Annotated in this window: 17 protein-coding genes and 1 pseudogene; 3 read left to right on the forward strand and 15 right to left on the reverse strand. The window is 42.5% G+C overall.

Annotated features, from left to right (window positions below):
• The first annotated feature begins 386 nt into the window (after positions 1-386).
• Positions 387-1448 (forward strand): IS256 family transposase, encoded by a 1062-nt coding sequence (locus ABUA31_RS04645; RefSeq protein WP_173796019.1) that lies wholly within the window; start codon positions 387-389, stop codon positions 1446-1448.
• A gap of 414 nt (positions 1449-1862) precedes the next feature.
• Here the strand turns inward: ABUA31_RS04645 and ABUA31_RS04650 are convergent, their stop codons facing one another.
• The 12 genes and pseudogenes from ABUA31_RS04650 to ABUA31_RS04705 all read right to left on the reverse strand — a co-directional run bounded on the left by ABUA31_RS04650 (position 1863) and on the right by ABUA31_RS04705 (position 15078).
• On the reverse strand, positions 1863-2372 hold the full coding sequence (locus ABUA31_RS04650; protein ID WP_173795986.1) for a toll/interleukin-1 receptor domain-containing protein: 510 nt from the start codon (positions 2370-2372) through the stop codon (positions 1863-1865).
• A 31-nt stretch (positions 2373-2403) separates the two neighbouring features.
• On the reverse strand, positions 2404-3555 hold the full coding sequence (locus ABUA31_RS04655) for a helix-turn-helix transcriptional regulator (protein ID WP_173795987.1): 1152 nt from the start codon (positions 3553-3555) through the stop codon (positions 2404-2406).
• A gap of 387 nt (positions 3556-3942) precedes the next feature.
• Positions 3943-4371, reverse strand: coding sequence for an NUDIX hydrolase (locus tag ABUA31_RS04660; protein WP_173795988.1), 429 nt, complete (start codon positions 4369-4371; stop codon positions 3943-3945).
• Positions 4372-4392: 21 nt separating this feature from the next.
• A pseudogene (locus ABUA31_RS04665) lies at positions 4393-5168 on the reverse strand (HAD-IIB family hydrolase).
• Between the two features lie 139 nt (positions 5169-5307).
• Positions 5308-6849: a glutamine-hydrolyzing GMP synthase gene (gene guaA / locus ABUA31_RS04670; RefSeq protein ID WP_349818836.1), complete on the reverse strand. Its 1542-nt coding sequence runs from the start codon at positions 6847-6849 to the stop codon at positions 5308-5310.
• Positions 6850-7109: 260 nt separating this feature from the next.
• Complete coding sequence (locus ABUA31_RS04675; RefSeq protein WP_349818837.1) at positions 7110-8342, reverse strand: S41 family peptidase; 1233 nt, start codon at positions 8340-8342, stop codon at positions 7110-7112.
• A 64-nt stretch (positions 8343-8406) separates the two neighbouring features.
• Positions 8407-9642 carry a murein hydrolase activator EnvC family protein gene (locus ABUA31_RS04680; protein ID WP_055147198.1) on the reverse strand — a complete coding sequence of 412 codons (1236 nt, stop codon included), beginning with the start codon at positions 9640-9642 and terminating at the stop codon, positions 8407-8409.
• Between the two features lie 183 nt (positions 9643-9825).
• Positions 9826-10734, reverse strand: a complete 909-nt coding sequence (ftsX, locus tag ABUA31_RS04685; RefSeq protein ID WP_118758191.1) for a permease-like cell division protein FtsX — start codon at positions 10732-10734, stop codon at positions 9826-9828.
• A complete protein-coding gene (ftsE, locus tag ABUA31_RS04690) occupies positions 10724-11410 on the reverse strand; it encodes a cell division ATP-binding protein FtsE (RefSeq protein ID WP_022216898.1) in 687 nt (228 codons plus the stop codon). The genes ftsX and ftsE overlap by 11 nt, the downstream gene beginning before the upstream one ends.
• Before the next feature lie 236 nt (positions 11411-11646).
• Positions 11647-12735: a PucR family transcriptional regulator gene (locus tag ABUA31_RS04695; protein WP_055224350.1), complete on the reverse strand. Its 1089-nt coding sequence runs from the start codon at positions 12733-12735 to the stop codon at positions 11647-11649.
• 196 nt (positions 12736-12931) lie between these two features.
• Complete coding sequence (locus tag ABUA31_RS04700; protein WP_004851294.1) at positions 12932-14044, reverse strand: ABC transporter ATP-binding protein; 1113 nt, start codon at positions 14042-14044, stop codon at positions 12932-12934.
• A gap of 443 nt (positions 14045-14487) precedes the next feature.
• Positions 14488-15078, reverse strand: a complete 591-nt coding sequence (locus ABUA31_RS04705; protein WP_015533996.1) for a LytR C-terminal domain-containing protein — start codon at positions 15076-15078, stop codon at positions 14488-14490.
• A gap of 148 nt (positions 15079-15226) precedes the next feature.
• On the opposite strand from ABUA31_RS04705, the gene ABUA31_RS04710 reads away from it, so the two are divergent.
• Positions 15227-15955 carry an SDR family NAD(P)-dependent oxidoreductase gene (locus ABUA31_RS04710; RefSeq protein WP_055147186.1) on the forward strand — a complete coding sequence of 243 codons (729 nt, stop codon included), beginning with the start codon at positions 15227-15229 and terminating at the stop codon, positions 15953-15955.
• A 114-nt stretch (positions 15956-16069) separates the two neighbouring features.
• Complete coding sequence (locus ABUA31_RS04715) at positions 16070-16318, forward strand: hypothetical protein (RefSeq protein ID WP_015533997.1); 249 nt, start codon at positions 16070-16072, stop codon at positions 16316-16318.
• Between the two features lie 117 nt (positions 16319-16435).
• Here the strand turns inward: ABUA31_RS04715 and ABUA31_RS04720 are convergent, their stop codons facing one another.
• The 3 genes from ABUA31_RS04720 to ABUA31_RS04730 form a co-directional block, all read right to left on the reverse strand.
• The gene (locus tag ABUA31_RS04720; RefSeq protein WP_055147183.1) at positions 16436-17512 is read right to left on the reverse strand and encodes a putative manganese transporter; all 1077 of its coding nucleotides are present in this window, start codon (positions 17510-17512) and stop codon (positions 16436-16438) included.
• 23 nt (positions 17513-17535) lie between these two features.
• Complete coding sequence (locus tag ABUA31_RS04725) at positions 17536-18066, reverse strand: histidine phosphatase family protein (protein WP_022216900.1); 531 nt, start codon at positions 18064-18066, stop codon at positions 17536-17538.
• A gap of 144 nt (positions 18067-18210) precedes the next feature.
• Positions 18211-20133, reverse strand: a complete 1923-nt coding sequence (locus ABUA31_RS04730) for a carbohydrate-binding domain-containing protein (protein WP_349818838.1) — start codon at positions 20131-20133, stop codon at positions 18211-18213.
• Positions 20134-20141: the final 8 nt, after the last annotated feature.

A 20141-nucleotide genomic window follows, 5' to 3' on the forward strand; every position in this document is an offset into this window, starting at 1 on the left:
ATATATATGTTGCAGGGGACAGAATTAATTCGTTACATGCGGTCAAGTACATTTCGATATTCAAAAGATCTGATTATCTTAAAGCATATCTACAAGCAGTATAAGAAGTCTGAGGCATAGTCATTATGACGAAAACACATGGATTCACAATTCGCCAATTCAAAAGAGATATAGTATAATAGACTCATGTAAACGGAGGTCTGTTATGGCAAAAATGTATGATTAGGAACAACTGAATAAGTTTGATAAAGAAACAATCATACAGCTGTTTCTCATGAGGAGCATCCCAAAGTTTGTGTAAACCTCCAAACTGATGTAAGATAAAATTACTCAGTTTGGAGGTTATTTTTATGGCAAGAAGAAAAGACAGCCCACAAAAAGCAGCAATGAGAGAAATGATGCGTGACTATCTGAAAAATAATGATATCAGCATCAAAGACGGCACCGATGTAAACAGTATCATGCGCGACATGATGTCTGTCCTTTTAGAAGGTGCCTTGGATGAAGAACTGGATGAGGAATTAGGATATTCCAAGTATGACTACCGAAACAAAGAAACGGACAATAGTAGAAATGGACATTCCCATAAAACTATGCATACCAGTTATGGAGATATGGATGTAGCCATTCCAAGGGATCGTAACGGTGATTATGAACCACAGCTGATTAAAAAATATCAAAATACCGTAACTCAGGACATGGAAGAAAAAATACTTTCCATGTATGCCAAGGGAATGACAACCGGCGATATCGAATCTCACATGCGCGAATTATACGATATTGATATTTCTGATAGTACAATCAGCAGGATCACAGACAAGGATGTCCTTGGAATGTACGTAGGCGAAAACGAAAGTGCAAAGTTTTGGCTTTCAATCATGAATGGATTAAAAAACCGTGGAATTGAAGATATACTTATTGCATGTGTTGATGGTTTGAATGGATTTCCACAAGCAATTGAGGCTGTTTATCCTAAAACAGAGATCCAGCAGTGCATCATCCATCAGATCCGTAATTCAACAAAATTTGTTTCATATAAAGACATCAAAAAACTAATGACTGATTTGAAACTCGTATATGCTGCACCAACGGAAGAAACAGTATTAAATGAGCTAGAGCTGTTTAGAGATAAATGGGATTCCAAGTATCCTAAGATTTACAAATCCTGGTATGATAACTGGGCAACTCTGTCGACTTATTTCAAGTATCCAGAAGCAGTAAGTCGCCTGATTTACACAACAAACGCCATCGAAGGTTTTAACCGCCAGCTCCGAAAGGTAACAAAAAGCAAGACTGTTTTTCCGTCGGATGACAGCCTTTTAAAAATGCTGTATTTGGCAACTATGGATATCACGAAAAAATGGACAGGTCATAGGCACGACTGGGGTCAGATTTACTCCCAGCTGGAAATCTATTTTGAAGAACGCCTGGCAGGACGGAACCTGTAAAACAGATAAGTTTTAGCCAGGTCTTATTGACATGCCTAAAAACTCCTGTATAATGCAGATATGGGCAGAACCCGCGAAGTCGGCTCTGCCCATTTGTAACTATTCACAAATCTTATATCGGTTTTTAACGTTTACACAAAATTTGAAACGGTCTCTATTTTTTCATTAGTACCTATTATAAGGACATTTTTTTATAAAGATTATACTAAATATGAATCTTTAATTTACGACTTAAGACAGCCAAAAATTTTTTATACCTCTAAATAGTAATTTCATTTGTTATTTATAAAGCATGAGCCATTCGTCATATAAAATCGATACGAATGGCTTCAACTTTATTTAATACAACCCAAACTATATTTTGAGAATTCAATCAATTATGAGACACCTTCTTGATTTTATATCTCAAACTTTCTAAAACCAATCATCAATCTCCAACACATCCTTAATAAACCTATCTCTATTCCTCTCCCATCTCGTAACAACAATTGGAGGCAGCTCCAATTCCTTACTTAACTTAGTTCTCATTTCCTCAATCCGCTCCTTCATCTCCCCCTGATCGGAATCAAGTTTTAACGAAATCTGTCTGGGATTTATTGCGCCTTTGATCTCCTGATAATCAAAATGAGGCAATAATATAGTCATATACTCTTTTTTCAGTGCCCATACTGCCCCCATTTCATTCAAACAGGGAATACTTTTATAGTAGTTGCGCGAAAGCACAAATATTACATGTACGTCAGTCCTGCTAAATTCTTCTGCAAGATAATCATATATATCCTTGTCCATCGGAATCCCAAAGCCTGGTACAGACGAGCAAAATATCTGTTTTTCACGAACACCCATATCAACAATAAGATCTATTATTTTTTCTACGTATCGTACATCCTTAGAAGAATGACTTATAAATATTTTCTTGTCCAAACAATATCCACCCTTTCCTTTCCCCTTATGTTCATAAGTCATTTTTTTCGATTATAGCATTTTCAAGTTTTATAAATGGCAATTCTAACATAGCTATATTCTTTAATTTTATCAAATTCTCGCATTCACAATATCCAGTATAATATAGAACCTCATCCATACAATCATAATCGTCATAATCATCATGATCATACACATACGAGACTGCTTCTGATATATTTTCATTATCATCAAAATATATCGTATCTGATTCGTGCAGCCCATCAGCATAATATATTTCAATCCCACTTACAATATCATTCATTTCTTCTTCAGATATTTTATACTCTCTAACGAACCCTTCTAAACATTTATGCAAGTTGTCTGAAATCTCTGTCAATTCGCCAAAGTAATAATCCTCTAGAAGTTCATATAACACCTGAGGGACTTCTCCCTCACTAATTTTTTCTTCCCCACTCCACATCGGCCAATCTAAATCAGCAGGCGGATCACATGCGTCGTCTAACAATACAACTCTATCAATATTATCCATATTCAGAAATAGAACCTTGTTGTTCATACACGGGATTACCATGTATTTGTTTTCCATATCCTGATATACAAATTTTCTGGTAATTCTAGTAATAGGAAACCATTTGTATTTTTTTCCACGCGATATCCGAATCCCAACATGACCCCAAAAACCACTTACATCATTGGTACCCTTTTCAGCAATAGTAGAAATCAACAAATCCATCTCTGCCAGTTGAGGTTCAAAGAAATTTTTTTCCTGTATTACATTGACGCTTGTAGAAAAGCACATAGCAATATCTCTCAGTTCTGTTAATGTTGCCTCCGCACCGTCTTCTATATCTTTCAAACGATCTACTGATATGCCAGTAAATTTTGCTATGTCTTCAATAGATTTCCTTAAAATCTCTCTAATATTTCTAGTCCGATTCTTTTTTATATTGCCTAAAAGCACATCCGACGATATCCCAAGGCAATCCATTATCTTTGATATATGTTTATCATAATTCGTCTTATTTGTAATACTTCCTGAGATCATCTTATCCAACGTTGGTCTCGACATGCCAGTTTCACGACATAATTCAGCCTTTGAAATCGCCTGCTGTTCCATTTGTTTTTTTATTTTACTTCCTATTGCTGCTCTCAAATCAAACAAATCATTACTATTCTGCATATTAATCTCCTTGATATAAATTCCGCATTCATATAAATTATAGTATCACTCCCGCACATTGTTGTAAATATTTTATTTACATTTTCGCAGTTATTTTTTACTTCCAGTATTGTTACCAATCATAAACGTCCCCATATTTCATATTCAACTTATGTACAACAAAAGCCTTGGCTAAAAGTTAAACAACTCTTAATCAAGGCTATATTACATACTTTTTTATCATTTTTTCCTATCTCTCATTACATATATTGCTTCAATTATCCTTCTAACACCATAATTCTTTCAATATAACCATACTTCATTGTACAATCCTCAATTATTATTTTCTGGATGATGCCTTTCATATGGTCTGGCAACTGAGATAGCTATTATTGTACCATTATAGCTTTATTTCATCTGCAAATACTTTTCTATCAACCTAGGCTGTATCAAAGGATATGTCCATTTCTCGGGTAGCTCATCCATAAACACAACCTTCTCCATTTCGCTATGTAATTCTTTTGCAAATTCAGTTATCTCTGCAAAACAAAGCAGTCCAAATGTTTCCTCCCCAGTATCATTTACTCTGGTCTTACCGATTACTGAGTATACACATATCGGCTTTATCTCGAACTTGACTGCCCCTGTTTCTTCCTGTAACTCTCTTTTAGCCGTTTCAAGAATATTCTCCCCAGCTTCTCTATGCCCTCCCGGCACTTCATATGTATCTCTTTCTTTATGCTTGCAAAATACCCACTTGCCGTTACTCTGTGAGATAATTACTGCAAATTTCAATAGTTCATCATTAACTGTATCATAAAATCTTACTTCCACCATATTTCCTCTCCATGTACATATCTACAATATTTCATTTTCAATAAAATCCGCAATTCCCTCTTCGTCATTTGAACCAATTACAATATCCGCTCTCTCTTTTACCTCATCAATCGCATTCCATATTGCAACACCTGTTCCACATAATTCAAGCATTCCGATATCTGCATAATCATCTCCAAATGCAATAATTGAATCTGTACTAAATCCACATACTTCCGTAATCTTCATAATTGCGTTTTCTTTCGTCACATTCTTTTTTGTAAACTTGTACCAAAATCCATCAGAGAAACGAATACAATCACAATCAGAGAGACTTCGAGCCAGCTTATCTGCCTTATCTTGATTAAATATCTCGACACACATTTTTAATGAACATTCGTTAAAATCTGAAAAATCTGTATAAATACTATCTCCCCAACTCTTATCTAACTTCTTAGGATCTATTTTATAATTCCAATAATGTGTATCTATTGTATCTATCGTAATTTCGCAATCATTTCCACAAATATTTCTTGCCATGTCAATCATCACATTCGTTTCTTCTTCGGAAAATTCTGCCCTATAAATATATTCTGTTTTGTATTTTACTAATGCCCCTCCACTCGATATTAAAATATCGGGCATCAATTCATTTAAAAATACCAAAGAGTTTTGCTCACTTCTGGAGGTGGAAACACCTATCAATATATCATTTTCCCTGCATTTTTTTGAGCTGATAATGTTCTTGTTGATATTGTTTTTTCACTCTGTAATAAAGTTCCGTCTAAATCAAAAAAAAGAAGTTTGCATTTCTTCATATCATTTTTTCCTTTTCATTCTTATGAAAAATTACATTTGCATCAATTACTCTCCCCACAAATAGAGCCAAACCAGAGCCATTTGATAAAACAAATGCCGGAAACCCGCATAAATACAGGTTTTCGGCATTTTAATCCGTTATTCGAATTCAATCGTTCCAGGCGGCTTACTAGTCAGATCATACATTACTCTATTAACACCCTTGACCTCATTAATAATCCTGTTCATTACCCTCTGAAGCACCTCAAATGGTATCTCTGAACAATCTGCTGTCATGAAGTCTGTTGTATTTACAGCACGGAGTGCTACGGCGTAATCGTACGTTCTGAAATCTCCCATACAGCCAACTGAACGCATGTTGGTCAGGGCTGCGAAGTACTGACCGAGGCTTCTGTCGAGGCCTGCCTTTGCGATCTCCTCACGGTAGATGGCGTCGGCATCCTGAACGATCTTGACCTTCTCGGCTGTGACCTCTCCGATGATTCTTATTCCAAGGCCTGGGCCTGGGAATGGCTGACGGAATACCAGGTACTCTGGGATTCCAAGCTCAAGGCCGGCCTTGCGGACCTCGTCCTTGAAGAGAAGACGGAGTGGCTCCACGATCTCCTTGAAATCTACATAGTCAGGAAGTCCGCCTACGTTGTGGTGGGACTTGATGACCGCTGACTTGTCAAGGCCCGACTCGATGACATCAGGATATATGGTTCCCTGTACGAGGAAGTCAACGGCACCGATCTTCTTGGCCTCCTCCTCGAATACACGGATGAATTCCTCGCCTATTATCTTTCTCTTTGCCTCAGGCTCGGTTACTCCGGCAAGCTTGCTGTAGAATCTGTCCTGCGCATTTACTCTGATGAAGTTCAGGTCGTAAGGTCCATCTGGTCCGAATACCGCCTCAACTTCGTCGCCCTCGTTCTTACGAAGAAGGCCGTGGTCTACGAACACACATGTGAGCTGCTTGCCTATCGCCTTGGACAGGAGAACCGCAGCTACTGATGAGTCCACACCACCTGACAGGGCGCACAGCACCTTGCCATCGCCTATCTTGGCACGGAGACTCTCTATTGTATCTTTTACAAATGAATCCATCTTCCAGTCGCCTGCACACTGGCATACATCCATGACAAATGCTCTGAGCATCTTCATACCTTCCTCGGTGTGCATAACCTCTGGGTGGAACTGAGTCGCATACAGCTTCTTCTCAGCATTCTCCATGGCTGCCACTGGGCATACAGGAGTGTAAGCTGTCTTCTTGAAGCCCTCTGGTACCTCTGCAATATAATCTGTGTGACTCATCCAGCAGATGGTCTTGTCATTCACATCTGCAAACAGCTTGGATGTCTTGTCAACCTCAACCTCTGTTCTTCCATACTCGCTGACAGGGGCCGTGCTGACCTTGCCGCCCAGCAGATGAGCCATGAGCTGTGAACCGTAACATATTCCGAGAATAGGAATACCCAGTTCGAATATCTCCTTGCTGCAGCTAGGTGAATCGTCTTTGTATACGCTGTTTGGTCCGCCTGTAAAGATGATTCCCTTTGGATTCATCTCCTTGATCTTCTCCAGCGGCAATGTGTACGGATGTACTTCGGCATATACATTACACTCTCTTACACGTCTGGCGATCAGTTGGTTGTACTGTCCGCCAAAGTCCAATACGATAATCAGTTCCTTATCCATGTATATCTCCTTTGTTGCCTTTTATTACTTATAACAGATTTCTGAACATTTCCTAGTATAACACAATATGCAGCACTTTTGTGCTGCATATTATCTAAAAATTATGTTGTTTTAATTATTTATGCATTTTACATATACGATAGCATTCGAACAGATACTTCACTGACAAATTTATATAACGCAGTAACGTCATCTGCCCTGCCCACTCAGTATTGAAATCTATTATATAACTATATTTATACCAATCTCTATCTTAATCCCTACTTCAGCTTCTCCTTCAGAACCTCAATACCCTTCTGGTACTGGCTGTCATTCTTGCCCTGGAAATCCTCATAGGTATAATCATCTGGAAGATCCACTTCAATATCAGGCGCAACACCCTTCTTGTGGATATCGTTGTCATCGTGTGTGAAATACTTCTGTGTCGTGAGCTTGATCGCTGTGCCATCACCAAGTGGTATAACACTCTGCACGATTCCCTTACCGTAGGTATTCTTTCCTACAACAGTTGCAGCCCCGAATTCCTTGAGTGCCGATGTAAGTATCTCTGACGCACTGGCACTGTACTCATTTGTCAGGACTACCATAGGCATATCGAGGTATTCATCATCTGTCGATTTATACTCGTCCACAACCTTGCCGGTCTTGTCCTTGATGGACACTATGGTTCCCTCTGGGAGCAGATAGTCGCAAATGTTTACGACCGTGGTGAGCATTCCACCCGGATCACTTCTGACATCGATCATCAGTGCCTGCATGCCCTCATTCTTGAGCTCCTCAACTGCCTTCTGGAAAAGCTCGTCTGTGTTGTCTATGAACTGCGTGATCCTCACATATCCGATCTTGTCGTCTATCATAAATGATGATACCGTACTGTACTCAACGATCTCCCTGGTGATGGTGACATCGTGGTAAGCCTTATCACGCTCCCTGTATATCTTCAGCGTAACATCAGTTCCAGCATCGCCTCTTATGAGTGATACGAGGTAGTCAAGATCATCGTCTGTAGTGATCTCGTGATCATCTATCTGTACAATAATGTCATCAGGCTGTATATCCACCTTCTCAGCCGGTGCACCCTCAAGGATATTTACCGCACGGACATATCCCGTATCCTCATCCTTGCTGACCGTAACTCCGATTCCGGCATACTCACCTGAATCATCCTCCTGCAGCTTGGCATACTCTTCCTTGGTGTAATACTGTGCATACGGATCGTCAAGGGATTCCATTATACCCTTGTATATGCCCTCCCTGATCGTATCATCGTCAATATCATTGTAATAATAATTGTCTATGATACTCTCGATCTTCTCTGTCTTGTCAAGTACGTCCGCATCCAACAGATTGCCATCATAGGTTATCTTGGTGGAACTGCCGGTTTTGCCGCTGAGTGTGCCACTGAACACACCTGATGTACCGCAGCCCGTCAGACCGATCACCGTACTTGCCAGCACCGCTGTCACTACTGTCTTCTTCAACATTTTCCTCATATCATTATCTCCTAACCTTGTATTGCCATCAAATACCTGAATCTCTCCATATCCCCTGCCCGGTCTACTGTCCAAGGAAGTCATGCGGATTGACATACGTTCCGTCTATCGACACGCCAAAATGGCAATGCGGACCTGTCGACACACCCGTACTTCCTGCCTTTGCTATGACCTGACCTTTCACAACCTTGTCGCCAACATTTACACATAGCTGTGAGTTGTGCATATATACCGTACATATTCCGCCGCCGTGGCTGATCATGACCATGTTGCCACCGCCGCCATTGTAGCAGGACATCACGACTGTGCCGGCCTCCGCCGCAACAATATCTGTTCCATAATCACAGCCTATATCAAGTCCCTGATGATATGTACTTGCTCCCGCTGTAGGAGCATCTCGGTAACCAAATTCATCCGTGATAACACCTCCGGTCGATACCGGCCACATGAATTTGCCCTTATATTTGGAGGTGTCGTATACCTTTCCATCTTTCGTATACGCACCCGTACCATTTGCATTTGCCTTGCCCATCTCCTGTCTGGATATCTCCGCGATACGTCTCTCGGCTTCCTCACGGGCCACAGTGAACTTGTTCATCAACGACTTCTGGGCTTCTATATCACCATCATATCTGGTGATCTCTTCCTGCTTCTGATCTATAATGGTCTGCAGTTCAGCCTCGTTACTCTCCAGATCCGTCTTGACCGACTCCACCTGTCTGAGGTCAGATTCAAGCTGCGCCTCATAATTGGCAATATCTGTCTTGGTCTTGATCAGCTTTGCAAGCTGCCTCTGATCGTATTCCGATATCTGGTCTATATACTCTGATTTGTTCAGGAGATCGCTGAATGATATGGATGTGAGCAGGGCATCGACATATTCCGTCTCCCCCTCCTCATACAGATACTGTATTCTCTGCTTCATCGCCTCATACTGCTCATCCTCTGCCTTCTGAGCTTCATCCAGACTTTTCTGAGTTGTGTCTATCTCCGTCTGGAGCTCGTCTGTCTGCTCCTGCAGGCTCGTTATCTGAGTCTGGACGGATGTCATCTTGGCATCCAGATCCGCAACGTCCTGAACGATCTTGTTCTGCTGTTCCTCCAGAGAATCCAGAACGTCCTTGGCATTCTTCTCGTTTTCACTGGCATCATCCTTCTGACGCTCAGCCTCTTCCTTCGTCATGGCATATGCCATATTTCCCCCGGTCTGAGACGCAGCCATGCCCCCCATGACTACACATCCCGCAACAAGCAATGCCATCCTTCTGATATTCCCTTTTACGTTGACTTTCTTTTTCATAATCTACTACTCCTTGTTATCCCCATCTAACAATTAACTAGTATATCTTATGTCGTCGTGCGTGAGCGCGATGACCTGCGCACGCATCAGCGTGCTTCATTATATTATATCGCCTGCCGGCTCAATGAGGGCATTCGCATTATGACGTCTTGCGCAAGCGCATCCGTCGCAATGCTCATTATATCATACTCTCAAATGCTTCCTCGTGGTAAGGATACTTCCTACCAGTCCAACACCGATACCAAGCACAAGTCCAACCGGTATCATGGTCTTGAACAGGTCATGCTGGCTCACAAATGCAAACAGCGTTGTGACAACCTTAAATCTTCCGGCAACATATGTCAGTATCTTATCATACATGTAGTACAGAAGGACCAGAGGTATAGCCGAACCGACCGCACCTATGATCACGCCCTCTATGATGAACGGCGCCCGTACAAATACATTTGTCGCACCGATCAGCTTCATGATCCCTATCTCTTCCTTTCGCACCGTGATACCTATGGTGATAGTATTGCTTATAAGGAAGATAGATACCAGCATCAGTATCACAACTATTCCTATGGATGCATATCCGACAAGGGATGACAGTGTCGTGATGCTGTCCGCAGTCACGTCAGAGCTCTTGACCTTTCTGACTCCTGAAAGCCCCTGGGCAAATGCCACGAACTCCGGCTGTCTGGCCACATCCTTGAGCGTAACCTCATATGAGGCCGAATTCTTAAGTGGATTGTCCTCGCCAAATGCATCCTTTGCCGCCTGTGGATCATCGTAGTTCTGCTCAACAAATTTATTCCATGCGTCATCCGCCGACACGTAATCCATCGTGTTTACATAATCCAGAGTTCTTATCTGTGATCCGATAAGCTGTATCGTGTCGTCCGACACATCCTCGTCAAAGAACACTGATATTGTAACTGTATTCTCAAGCTCCTGCATACCGGACTGGAAGTTTACAACCACCGCATATATGATTCCAAAGAGGAACAGACATGATATGATGGTTCCAAGTGATGCAAGTGAGAACAATATGTTTCTTCTTATATTCGCAAAGCCCTGTCTGAGGATATAGAAAAATGTACTAATCTTCATCTATATATCCTCCTTCCTTCTCGTCGCTGATAATTACACCCTTCTTCAGGGTGATAACTCTCTTCTTCATCTCATTAACGATATCCTTGTTGTGGGTTACCACGACAACTGTGGTTCCTCTCTTGTTGATATCCTCAAGGAGGTTCATGATATCCAATGAGTTCTTAGGATCGAGATTTCCTGTAGGCTCATCCGCCAGTATGATGTCAGGATTGTTGACCAGTGCTCTCGCCATGGCAACTCTCTGCTGCTCACCACCTGAGAGCTCTTTTGGATATGATTTGTACTTGTCTGCAAGTCCAACCAGCGTCAGCATGGCCGGAACACGTCTTCTGATGTATCTCGCCGGAGTCTGGATAACTCTCTGTGCAAATGCAACATTCTCGTATATAGTCCTGTCCTTCAGAAGCCTGAAGTTCTGGAATACGACTCCAATCCTTCTTCTGACCTTCGGTATATCTTTTCTCTTTATCTTGCCATAGTCGTATCCGGCAACAGTGATATTTCCCTCCGTAGGATCGAGCTCCTTGAGCAGAAGCCTAAACAGAGTGGTCTTGCCTGATCCACTGCTTCCAACTATAAATACGAACTCGCCTTTTTCTATATTGATGTTCACATTCTTGAGCGCCTGATTGCCCCCAGGGTATGTCATACTCACGTTCTCTAACTCTATCATCTCATGTCTCCTATATTGCCTCTTTACGGCATAAACTGTACATTATCTTACATTTGTCCATAGTCGGATGATTCTGATTCATTTCATCCTCGCTTCATTATACTACATATTGATTGTTTTGTTGTGTATAGTTTGTGAATTAAAATTAATACACGATGCGGCAGTCTTCATATATCCATATGTAAGGCTGCCGCTTCTATGCAATCTATATTCCAGATAACTGTCCACCGGACATTTTAATAATCCAGTGACTCCATGTACTTCATGTACTTTACAACCATAAGAGCGATCTTGAATGTGATGGCATCCTCGAATACTCTCAGATCAAGGCCTGTGCTCTTCTGCAACTTATCAAGTCTGTATACCAGAGTATTTCTGTGGATGTACAACTGTCTTGATGTCTCTGATACGTTCAGGCTGTTCTCAAAGAACTTGTTGATAGTTGACAAAGTCTCCTCGTCAAACTCATCAGGGCTCTTGCCGTCAAATATCTCTCTGATGAACATCTTGCACAGAGGAAGTGGAAGCTGGTAAATAAGTCGTCCTATTCCAAGATTGCTGTATGCTATGATATCTGTGTTCTCATAGAATATCTTTCCAACATCCAGAGCCATCTTAGCCTCTTTGTATGAACGTGAAACTTCCTTTATCTCATTGACAATTGTTCCGAATGATACATGTACAGATGACATCGCCTCGGTATTGAGCATGTCAACGATGACCTTGGCAATCTTGTTCATGTCGTCATATGTCTCGTTGGACTTGACTTCCTTGACAAGAATGATGTTCTTCTCGTCCACAGCAGTGATGAAATCCTTTGTCTTGGCTGAGAAGATATTACGTACTGTCTCAAGTGCATTGGTATCCTTCTCATTCTTTGTCTCTATGATAAATACGATTCTTCTCACATCAGTATCTATGTGGAGCTTCTTTGCTCTGTTGTAGATATCAACCAGAAGGAGATTGTCTAAAAGAAGGTTCTTGATAAAGTTGTCCTTGTCAAATCTCTCCTTGTATGCGACCAGAAGGTTCTGGATCTGAAATGCTGCAATCTTGCCGACCATATATGTATCATCGGTCTCGCCCTTTGCCATGAGAATATGCTCTAACTGGTTATCGTCAAACACCTTGAAGAACTGATAACCTCTTACAACCTGGCTCTCTGCCGGTGAATCAACAAATGCACGAACTGAATCCTCGCAGTCATCTATATCCTTAAGTGTTGACGCAAGCACTTTTCCCTCTGTGTCCAACACGCACAGGTCAGTTCTTGTTATACCTTTTAATCCGTCTATTGTATCCTGAAGAATCTGGTTTGATATCATTCTTTTCACTCCTTATACTCATTATACGTTTTATCCCGTAATCCATTACTCTTATTTTAAAGCAAAAATGCAGAAAAAAAAAGAGAAAATGCAGATTTTTTATATGTATTTTCTGCATTTTCTCAATTTTCCAAGAATTAAACTACTGTTTCCAGTTATCTGGAGTGTAATTGTAAGTTCTATGTGTTATCTAAGACTAGTTAACAAGGATCTCCTCTGTCTCCTTATCGAAGATATGAATCTTGCTTAAGTCAAATGCGAACTGAACTGTGTCGCCAGGTCTAGCTGTTGTACGAGCATTTACTCTTGCTGTGATATCGAACTGGTCGATTGTGAAGTATAAGTAAACCTCGGCACCAAGCATCTCGTAGATGTTGATTCTTGCATCGATTACGCTCTCTGGTGATGACTCGATGAAGAGCTGCTCATCATGAATATCCTCTGGACGGATACCAAGAACAACTTCCTTATCGATAGCATCAAGTGCGATAAGTCTCTCAGCCTTGCTGTCTGGAACCTTGATTGAATGTGAACCGAACATAAGGAGAACGTCAGCACCTGACTTAACAACCTTACAATCGATGAAGTTCATAGGTGGCATACCCATGAATCCGGCAACGAACAGGTTACATGGCTTGTCGTAGAGGTTCTGAGGTGTATCTACCTGCTGGATGATACCATCCTTCATAACTACGATTCTTGTACCAAGTGTCATAGCCTCTGTCTGGTCATGTGTTACGTAGATGATAGTTGTCTGGAGTCTCTGATGAAGCTTTGAGATCTCAACACGCATCTGTACACGAAGCTTAGCGTCAAGGTTTGAAAGAGGCTCGTCCATAAGGAATACCTTTGGCTCACGGACAATTGCACGTCCCATAGCAACTCGCTGTCTCTGTCCACCTGATAAAGCCTTTGGCTTTCTGTCAAGAAGATGCTCGATATCAAGAATCTTAGCTGCCTCATGTACAGCCTTGTCGATCTTCTCCTTTGGAACCTTTCTTAACTTAAGTCCAAATGCCATGTTATCATATACTGACATATGTGGGTACAGAGCGTAGTTCTGGAATACCATCGCAATATCTCTGTCCTTTGGCTCTACATCGTTTACGAGCTTGTCGCCGATCCATAACTCACCTGAGCTGATATCCTCAAGTCCTGCTATCATTCTAAGAGTTGTTGACTTTCCACATCCTGATGGTCCAACAAAGATGATGAACTCCTTGTCTTCGATCTCAAGGTTGAAGTCCTTAACTGCGTTGAATCCGTTAGGATATACCTTGTAAATGTTCTTAAGTGATAAACTTGCCATTTGAAATTACCTCCGTAGTGTATATAATCTTGTTTTTGTTCACCCTAAAAACTATTGTTATTCTACATCATTGGCATTTTTCATTCTATGTGATTATTGCTCAAAAAAATTTTTAAACTTTTGTCTAAATTGTATACGTGCACAAATTTTGCAACATTTTGACGATTTTCGAACCGTTTTCCCTTGGTTTAAACTTCCTTTTTTGTGAAACCTTCACCATACCCATTTATGTCAATAGGGTTTTTCGTCACGTTTTCGGTATATTTTATTACTTTTGCCTATTGTTTTTACTCATATATATACTTGACAAACCAGAAAAATGTAGAACAGCCGGCAAAATCTGTAACATTTTGTACTACAGTAAAAAAACTCTGCTGATATCGGCGTTTTCTATTCCGATATCAGCAGAGTTTTCTATATATTTTCTACATATTCTTCTATATCTAGTTGTTGGCTGCGTTGTCCACACCTATTACTACGACAATGTCTGCACCTGAAATGTCAACATCTGAAGCAACAGATGAGTCAATATCTGATCTGTCAGCCGTTGCCGCTCCACCCAGAAGGCTTACAAGTCCGCTCACATCATATGAATCTGATGTGTAGATAACTGTTGTTGACTGATCTCCGTTGTCATATGTTCCTATATCTACTGATGTGTATCCATCCGCTGTGAGTGTTGTCTGCCATGTAGCTGCCACACCTGACACGCCTGATGCGTTGAGCACTACTACTTTTGCATCCTTGCCATTTCCTGCATTTGCATCCTCTGTTGAAGCGTCCTGTGAGCTGTCATCCGCTGATGTGTCTGAGCTGTCTGCAGCATCGCCTGAACCTCCAAATGTAGGATCTGACGGATCTGACTCCTCAGTCACGATGCTTGTCTTATTGCCCGTGTCCGATGCGTCTGATTTCTTGCTCTTGCTGACGGTTCGTGCAAGCAGTACGAGCATGACAACTATAGCCACTGCAAGTATGATAACCGCTGCTCTGAGCATTGTATCTAAGAATAATTTCATTACTTTCTTACCCATTATATAGCCTCCATCTCAATATAAATGTATATTCTCATTTGTTAACAAAAACAACTAGAGTATACCAAAGTGCTTTTTTATTTTCAACATTTAATTCGCATGATATACTAGAATTAAATTTTTGTTCACAAATAGCGGAGGTACAGATTTGAAAACAGCGATAATAATTGGCGCCTCGACAGGCATCGGAAGGGCGACAGCACTGGCGCTTTCAGGCAAATATAACAGCATATCTATCACTTCATTCAAACACAAAGAAGAGCTTCTCTCTCTGAGAGACGAACTTATGGCAAAAGGCTGCATCTGTTACTGTGAGACCGGAGACGCCGGGGATATGGAATTTATGGAGAAGTTTATACAAAATACCATAGATCATCTCGGCAGCGACATCGATCTCCTCATCAACAATGCCGGCATATCTTATGTGGGGCTTATAAACGATATGACCGCACAGGATTTTGACAGAACCATGAAGTCAAATGTGTACTCGGTTTTCAATAGCTGCCGACTCGTGGTTCCTCACATGATCCAGCACCACAAAGGACACATAATCAATATCTCATCCGTGTGGGGAAATGTCGGTGCGTCGTGTGAGGTCGCATATTCAGCCTCCAAGGGTGCTGTAAATTCCTTCTCAAAGGCTCTTGGAAAAGAGCTTGCTCCAAGCGGTATAACTGTCAACGCCATAGCATTTGGCGCAATTGACACCTCCATGAACGGTCATCTGTCACCGGAGGAACGCCAGATGCTGGAGGATGAAATACCTGCAGGAAGAATGGCCATACCTTCTGAAGCGGCAGATTTCATTGTGCACATTGCCGAGTGTGGAGAATACCTGAATGGTCAGGTGATCACATTTGATGGCGCATGGCAATAGGTGCTTTTCATCAAATTTTACAACAGTATAGGCAATTTCGTCCAAATTTCTATTGCTTAATTGTATATATTGCATTAGAATATTTTATATATGTTATAGAATCGGGGTTATAAAATGGGATTTGGATTTGGGAAAAAGAAGAAAAATATTTCATCGGACACAACTCCCGCCGCCGCAGATATCAAGACTACTCTTGACGAGGACGGCAATGTGGAGATTGTTTCCAAAAACTTCAAGATGAAGCCGACACAAAAGCTGGCGGAGCAACCATCCAGTGAAGGGGACACTTGGATCTGCTGGGGATGCGGACAGCCTACGGATCAGGATATCTGTCCTGTCTGCGGTAAGAAACGCACAAAGTAACAACACACACACACAAGGGGCTGTGAAAAAAATCGATTGAGTTTTTTCGCAGCCCTTTTTTACTTTATTGCAATGCGGTCACTGCACATCGCTTACATTTATTTTCTCTACACTCTGCTAAAATGTGATTCCAAGAGCATTTATTATGAGTCCCCACGCAAGGCCTGCAGCATACAGCACCACTGCTATCCTTATATTCTCCACAGGTCTATGCCTGTTCATCCTAAAGAGCACCACAAGGCCTACTCCTGCACTCACCAGAAGTCCTGACATCATAGCACCCGCGCTGAGTATTCCCTGAAGATACAGCTCGGTTATTATGACTGATGCCGCACAGTTAGGAATAAGACCCACCAACGCTGCTGCCGCCTCTCCAAGCACAGGCACATCATTGAATATGCGGGCTATGGATTTCTCTCCTACAGCCTCTATGATCACATTTATCACAAGTGAGAATATAAATATAAATATCGCAATCTTTGCAGTGTGCACCAGAGCAGATCTGAATATTCCACCCTCGCAGTCGCAGTGTTCCTGTTCGCACACCTCATGGATATTCTTCTCTCCCAAATGTCCGTGGTCGTGACTGTGCTCATGGACATAGTCATGCACATGTCCCTTTCCTTTCTTCTCAGCAGCATCCTTATACACTATATTCTGTGTATGTATGGAGCTTTCTGCCGCTTTTGCAGTGTCACTGTGCACATGTCCGCCATGGTGTTCGTGTTCATCATGTCCGCCATGTCTGTGGACTGGATCTATCTTCTTTACCTGGACCGGCTTTCTCAGTCTGTCCAGCACAAATCCTACTATATAGCCTGTTATTACGGCTATGACCGCCTTTGTCGCAAGGATCTTCACTATTGTCCCCGCGCTTATCGCGTCATTTGACAGCATGATCGGCAGCATCTCGTCCGAGGTTGACATGAACACGGCTATGAGCACGCCCGCCCCTATCACGCCTCCGCTGTACAGGTTGGATGCCATAAGTGAAAATCCGCACTGTGGCACTATTCCCAGCACTCCGCCAATCAATGGCCCAAGCTTCTCTGCCTTTCCAAGCACATGTGCCTGTCGGCCTGCAGTTTTTCTCTCAAGCCACTCCATGACCACATAGGTGATGAGCAGAAACGGGATGAGCTTCACCGTATCAAACAGTGCATCCTTAAATGAATCTATAAGCAATTCCTTCATATTATAAAACACTCCTTCTCAGATCAGCACTCGTAGATATTGTACCCACAATTGTCCTGACTGAATCCAAAATACTCCTCGTTGGTCATATCCATGAAATAGCTGCATATCACCCTGCATATTCCGTTATGGCAGACAAACAGTACCGACGAATCCGGATAGGTCTCGCGGGTTTCAATTATAAGATCGTACGTTCTCCTGGCAATATCCATCATGGATTCTCCACCAGGATATCTGTATGCGAACATTCTTTTATTGTTCAGGAAATCCCTGTCGTCCCTCTGGACACCCTCATACACACCGTAATCCTGTTCTATAAGCCTTTCATCCGTAAGTACCGGCAAATGCTTTCTCTCCGCCACCGCTCGTGCTGTCTCCTGTGCCCTGGAGAGCGGCGATGCTATTATCACGTCAATAGAGCAGCTATCCAATCTCTCTGCAAGGAGCTGTGCCTGCTGAAGTCCTTTATCTGTAAGAGGGGAATCTGTCCTGCCACAGACCTTATTAAGTCTGTTCCATTCCGTCTCTCCGTGTCTTGCAACATATAACTTCATATGTTTTCTCCTTCCAGTCATATTGAATATCTGCTCTTTCTCCCAACTGTGTATTAACTACAAAAATCTCATGTCTTTATAATATTAAGCATTTTTGCAAATTAATCAACTGTTTTCGGCTATTAAAGCGTCTGTAATTATCTTCTATATGCTCATGCTGTCTGAGCTCGAACTATTGTCTTTGTTCTGTGAACTGCCATTTGCGCTGTCATTCTGCCCATTATCTGAATCACCATCCGGTCTCTGCATATTTCCATCATCTGAATTGCCACCTGGTCTCTGCATATTTCCATCATCTGAGTTGCCGCCTGGTCTCTGCATATTTCCATCATCTGAATTGCCACCTGGTCTCTGCATATTTCCATCATCTGAGTTGCCGCCCGGTCTCTGCATTCCGCCATTATCTAAATTGCCGCCCGGTCTCTGCATTCCGCCTGAGCCCTCGCTGTATGTAATATCATCCAGTGTAAATGTACTGCCCTGGTCTCCAACAGTCAGAGTGTAGATCCCACCCTGTTTCATATCTGATGTACTGATGACAACCGAGTTAAATTTCTTGTCTGCCTTGTAGCTGAGCACTTCTTTGCCATCGGAATTGGTGAGTGTGATCGTCTCTCCGGCGTCTATCCACTCGTCAAAGTTGACCAGAGCCGAGCACTGTGTGGACTCATCTCCAAATCCCTGTGCCATACCAGAACCACCTACAGCCACGATCTCGCCGCCTGTTATCGCAGCACAGATTCCGTAGTCCATCGCGCCATTGCCATTGTCAGAAGGGCCGAGTACATACACGCTGCCTCCTGTAATTCCAATGCAGCCGTTGGAGTCTATTCCATCACCATCAGCATTTATGTTTATCGTTCCTCCTGTTATAAAAATATATGCATCACTGTCGGCATCCATGTACACTCCGCCCATGTCTGGGCCGCCTCCAAAACCATCATGGTTGTATCCCGAGCCTGAGCTTCCTCCGGCCGCATTAAATCCGTCATCGCTTGACACCACGTCTATATCACCGCCAGTCACAAGAATCTTATACCCCTCTACCCCCTCACAACTCTTAGATACATCTATATCTCCACCAGTTATTATCAGAAGTCCCTCCGCATGGAGCGCGTCATCCCCAACCGATATGTTGATGTCTCCGCCTTCTATATATACATATCCATCCTGCTGGTCGTCATTTCCCGCATGTATACCATCCTCATCACAGCTCAGGTTAAATGTTCCATCCGCAATTCTCACGCTATCCTTGCCATTCAGGCAGTGATCCTGACTGTATATGGTATAAGTGCCGCCTGTAACCACCAAGTCATCCTTGGACACGATTCCATGTCCCGTGTTATCCTTGACCGTCAGGCTTCCAGTGCCATTAAGTGTGAGATCACATTTGGCAAATATCACAGCGTCCACATTATTGTCATCCGTCTGGACGTAGTCTCCGGATACCGTAAGACTGTTCCCTGCCCCTTCCGCCAACGTAACAAATACCTTGTCAGCGTTCTTTGCATATATAGCCGCATAGTCCGCAGCCATGATCGATACTCCGTCAAGTACAAGTTGAACCTTATCATCATCGCCCGCATCCACCACGATGGTGCCGTCTGTGAGTGTCCCTGACAGAACGTATACACCGGCCGCTTTGATAGTCACCACTCCATCCTCGATCTGAACATTTGAACTATTACATGCGGCTGTCTTTCCCGATAATGTTATCTTTACAGCCTCGCTCTCATCATAGTTTCCCGCCAGATCCCGCTTCGTGAACATATCTGTTATATCTATAGCCGCATCGCTCATGGCTTCATCTATAGCCGCCTGCATTTCCTCCACAGTCATCTCTGTCTTTACACTGGTATTCTCTGCATCCGCACTGCCATTTGGGCTTTCTTTATCAGCGTCCGTCTCTGTGCTCACATCACTTGTCACCTCAGTATCAGAAGTCGAGCTTGTGCTCTGGCTGGTTGAACATCCGGCAAGCATTGCCATGCACATGGCCGCTGTCAACCCTATAGCCAGACATTTGCGGATTCCCGCTATATGTCTCATATATTTATTCTTCCTCATACGATCAT

The sequence above is a fragment of the Coprococcus sp. RTP31081st1_H1_RTP31081_211007 genome (assembly GCF_040227275.1).
Taxonomy (GTDB): domain Bacteria; phylum Bacillota; class Clostridia; order Lachnospirales; family Lachnospiraceae; genus Coprococcus; species Coprococcus aceti.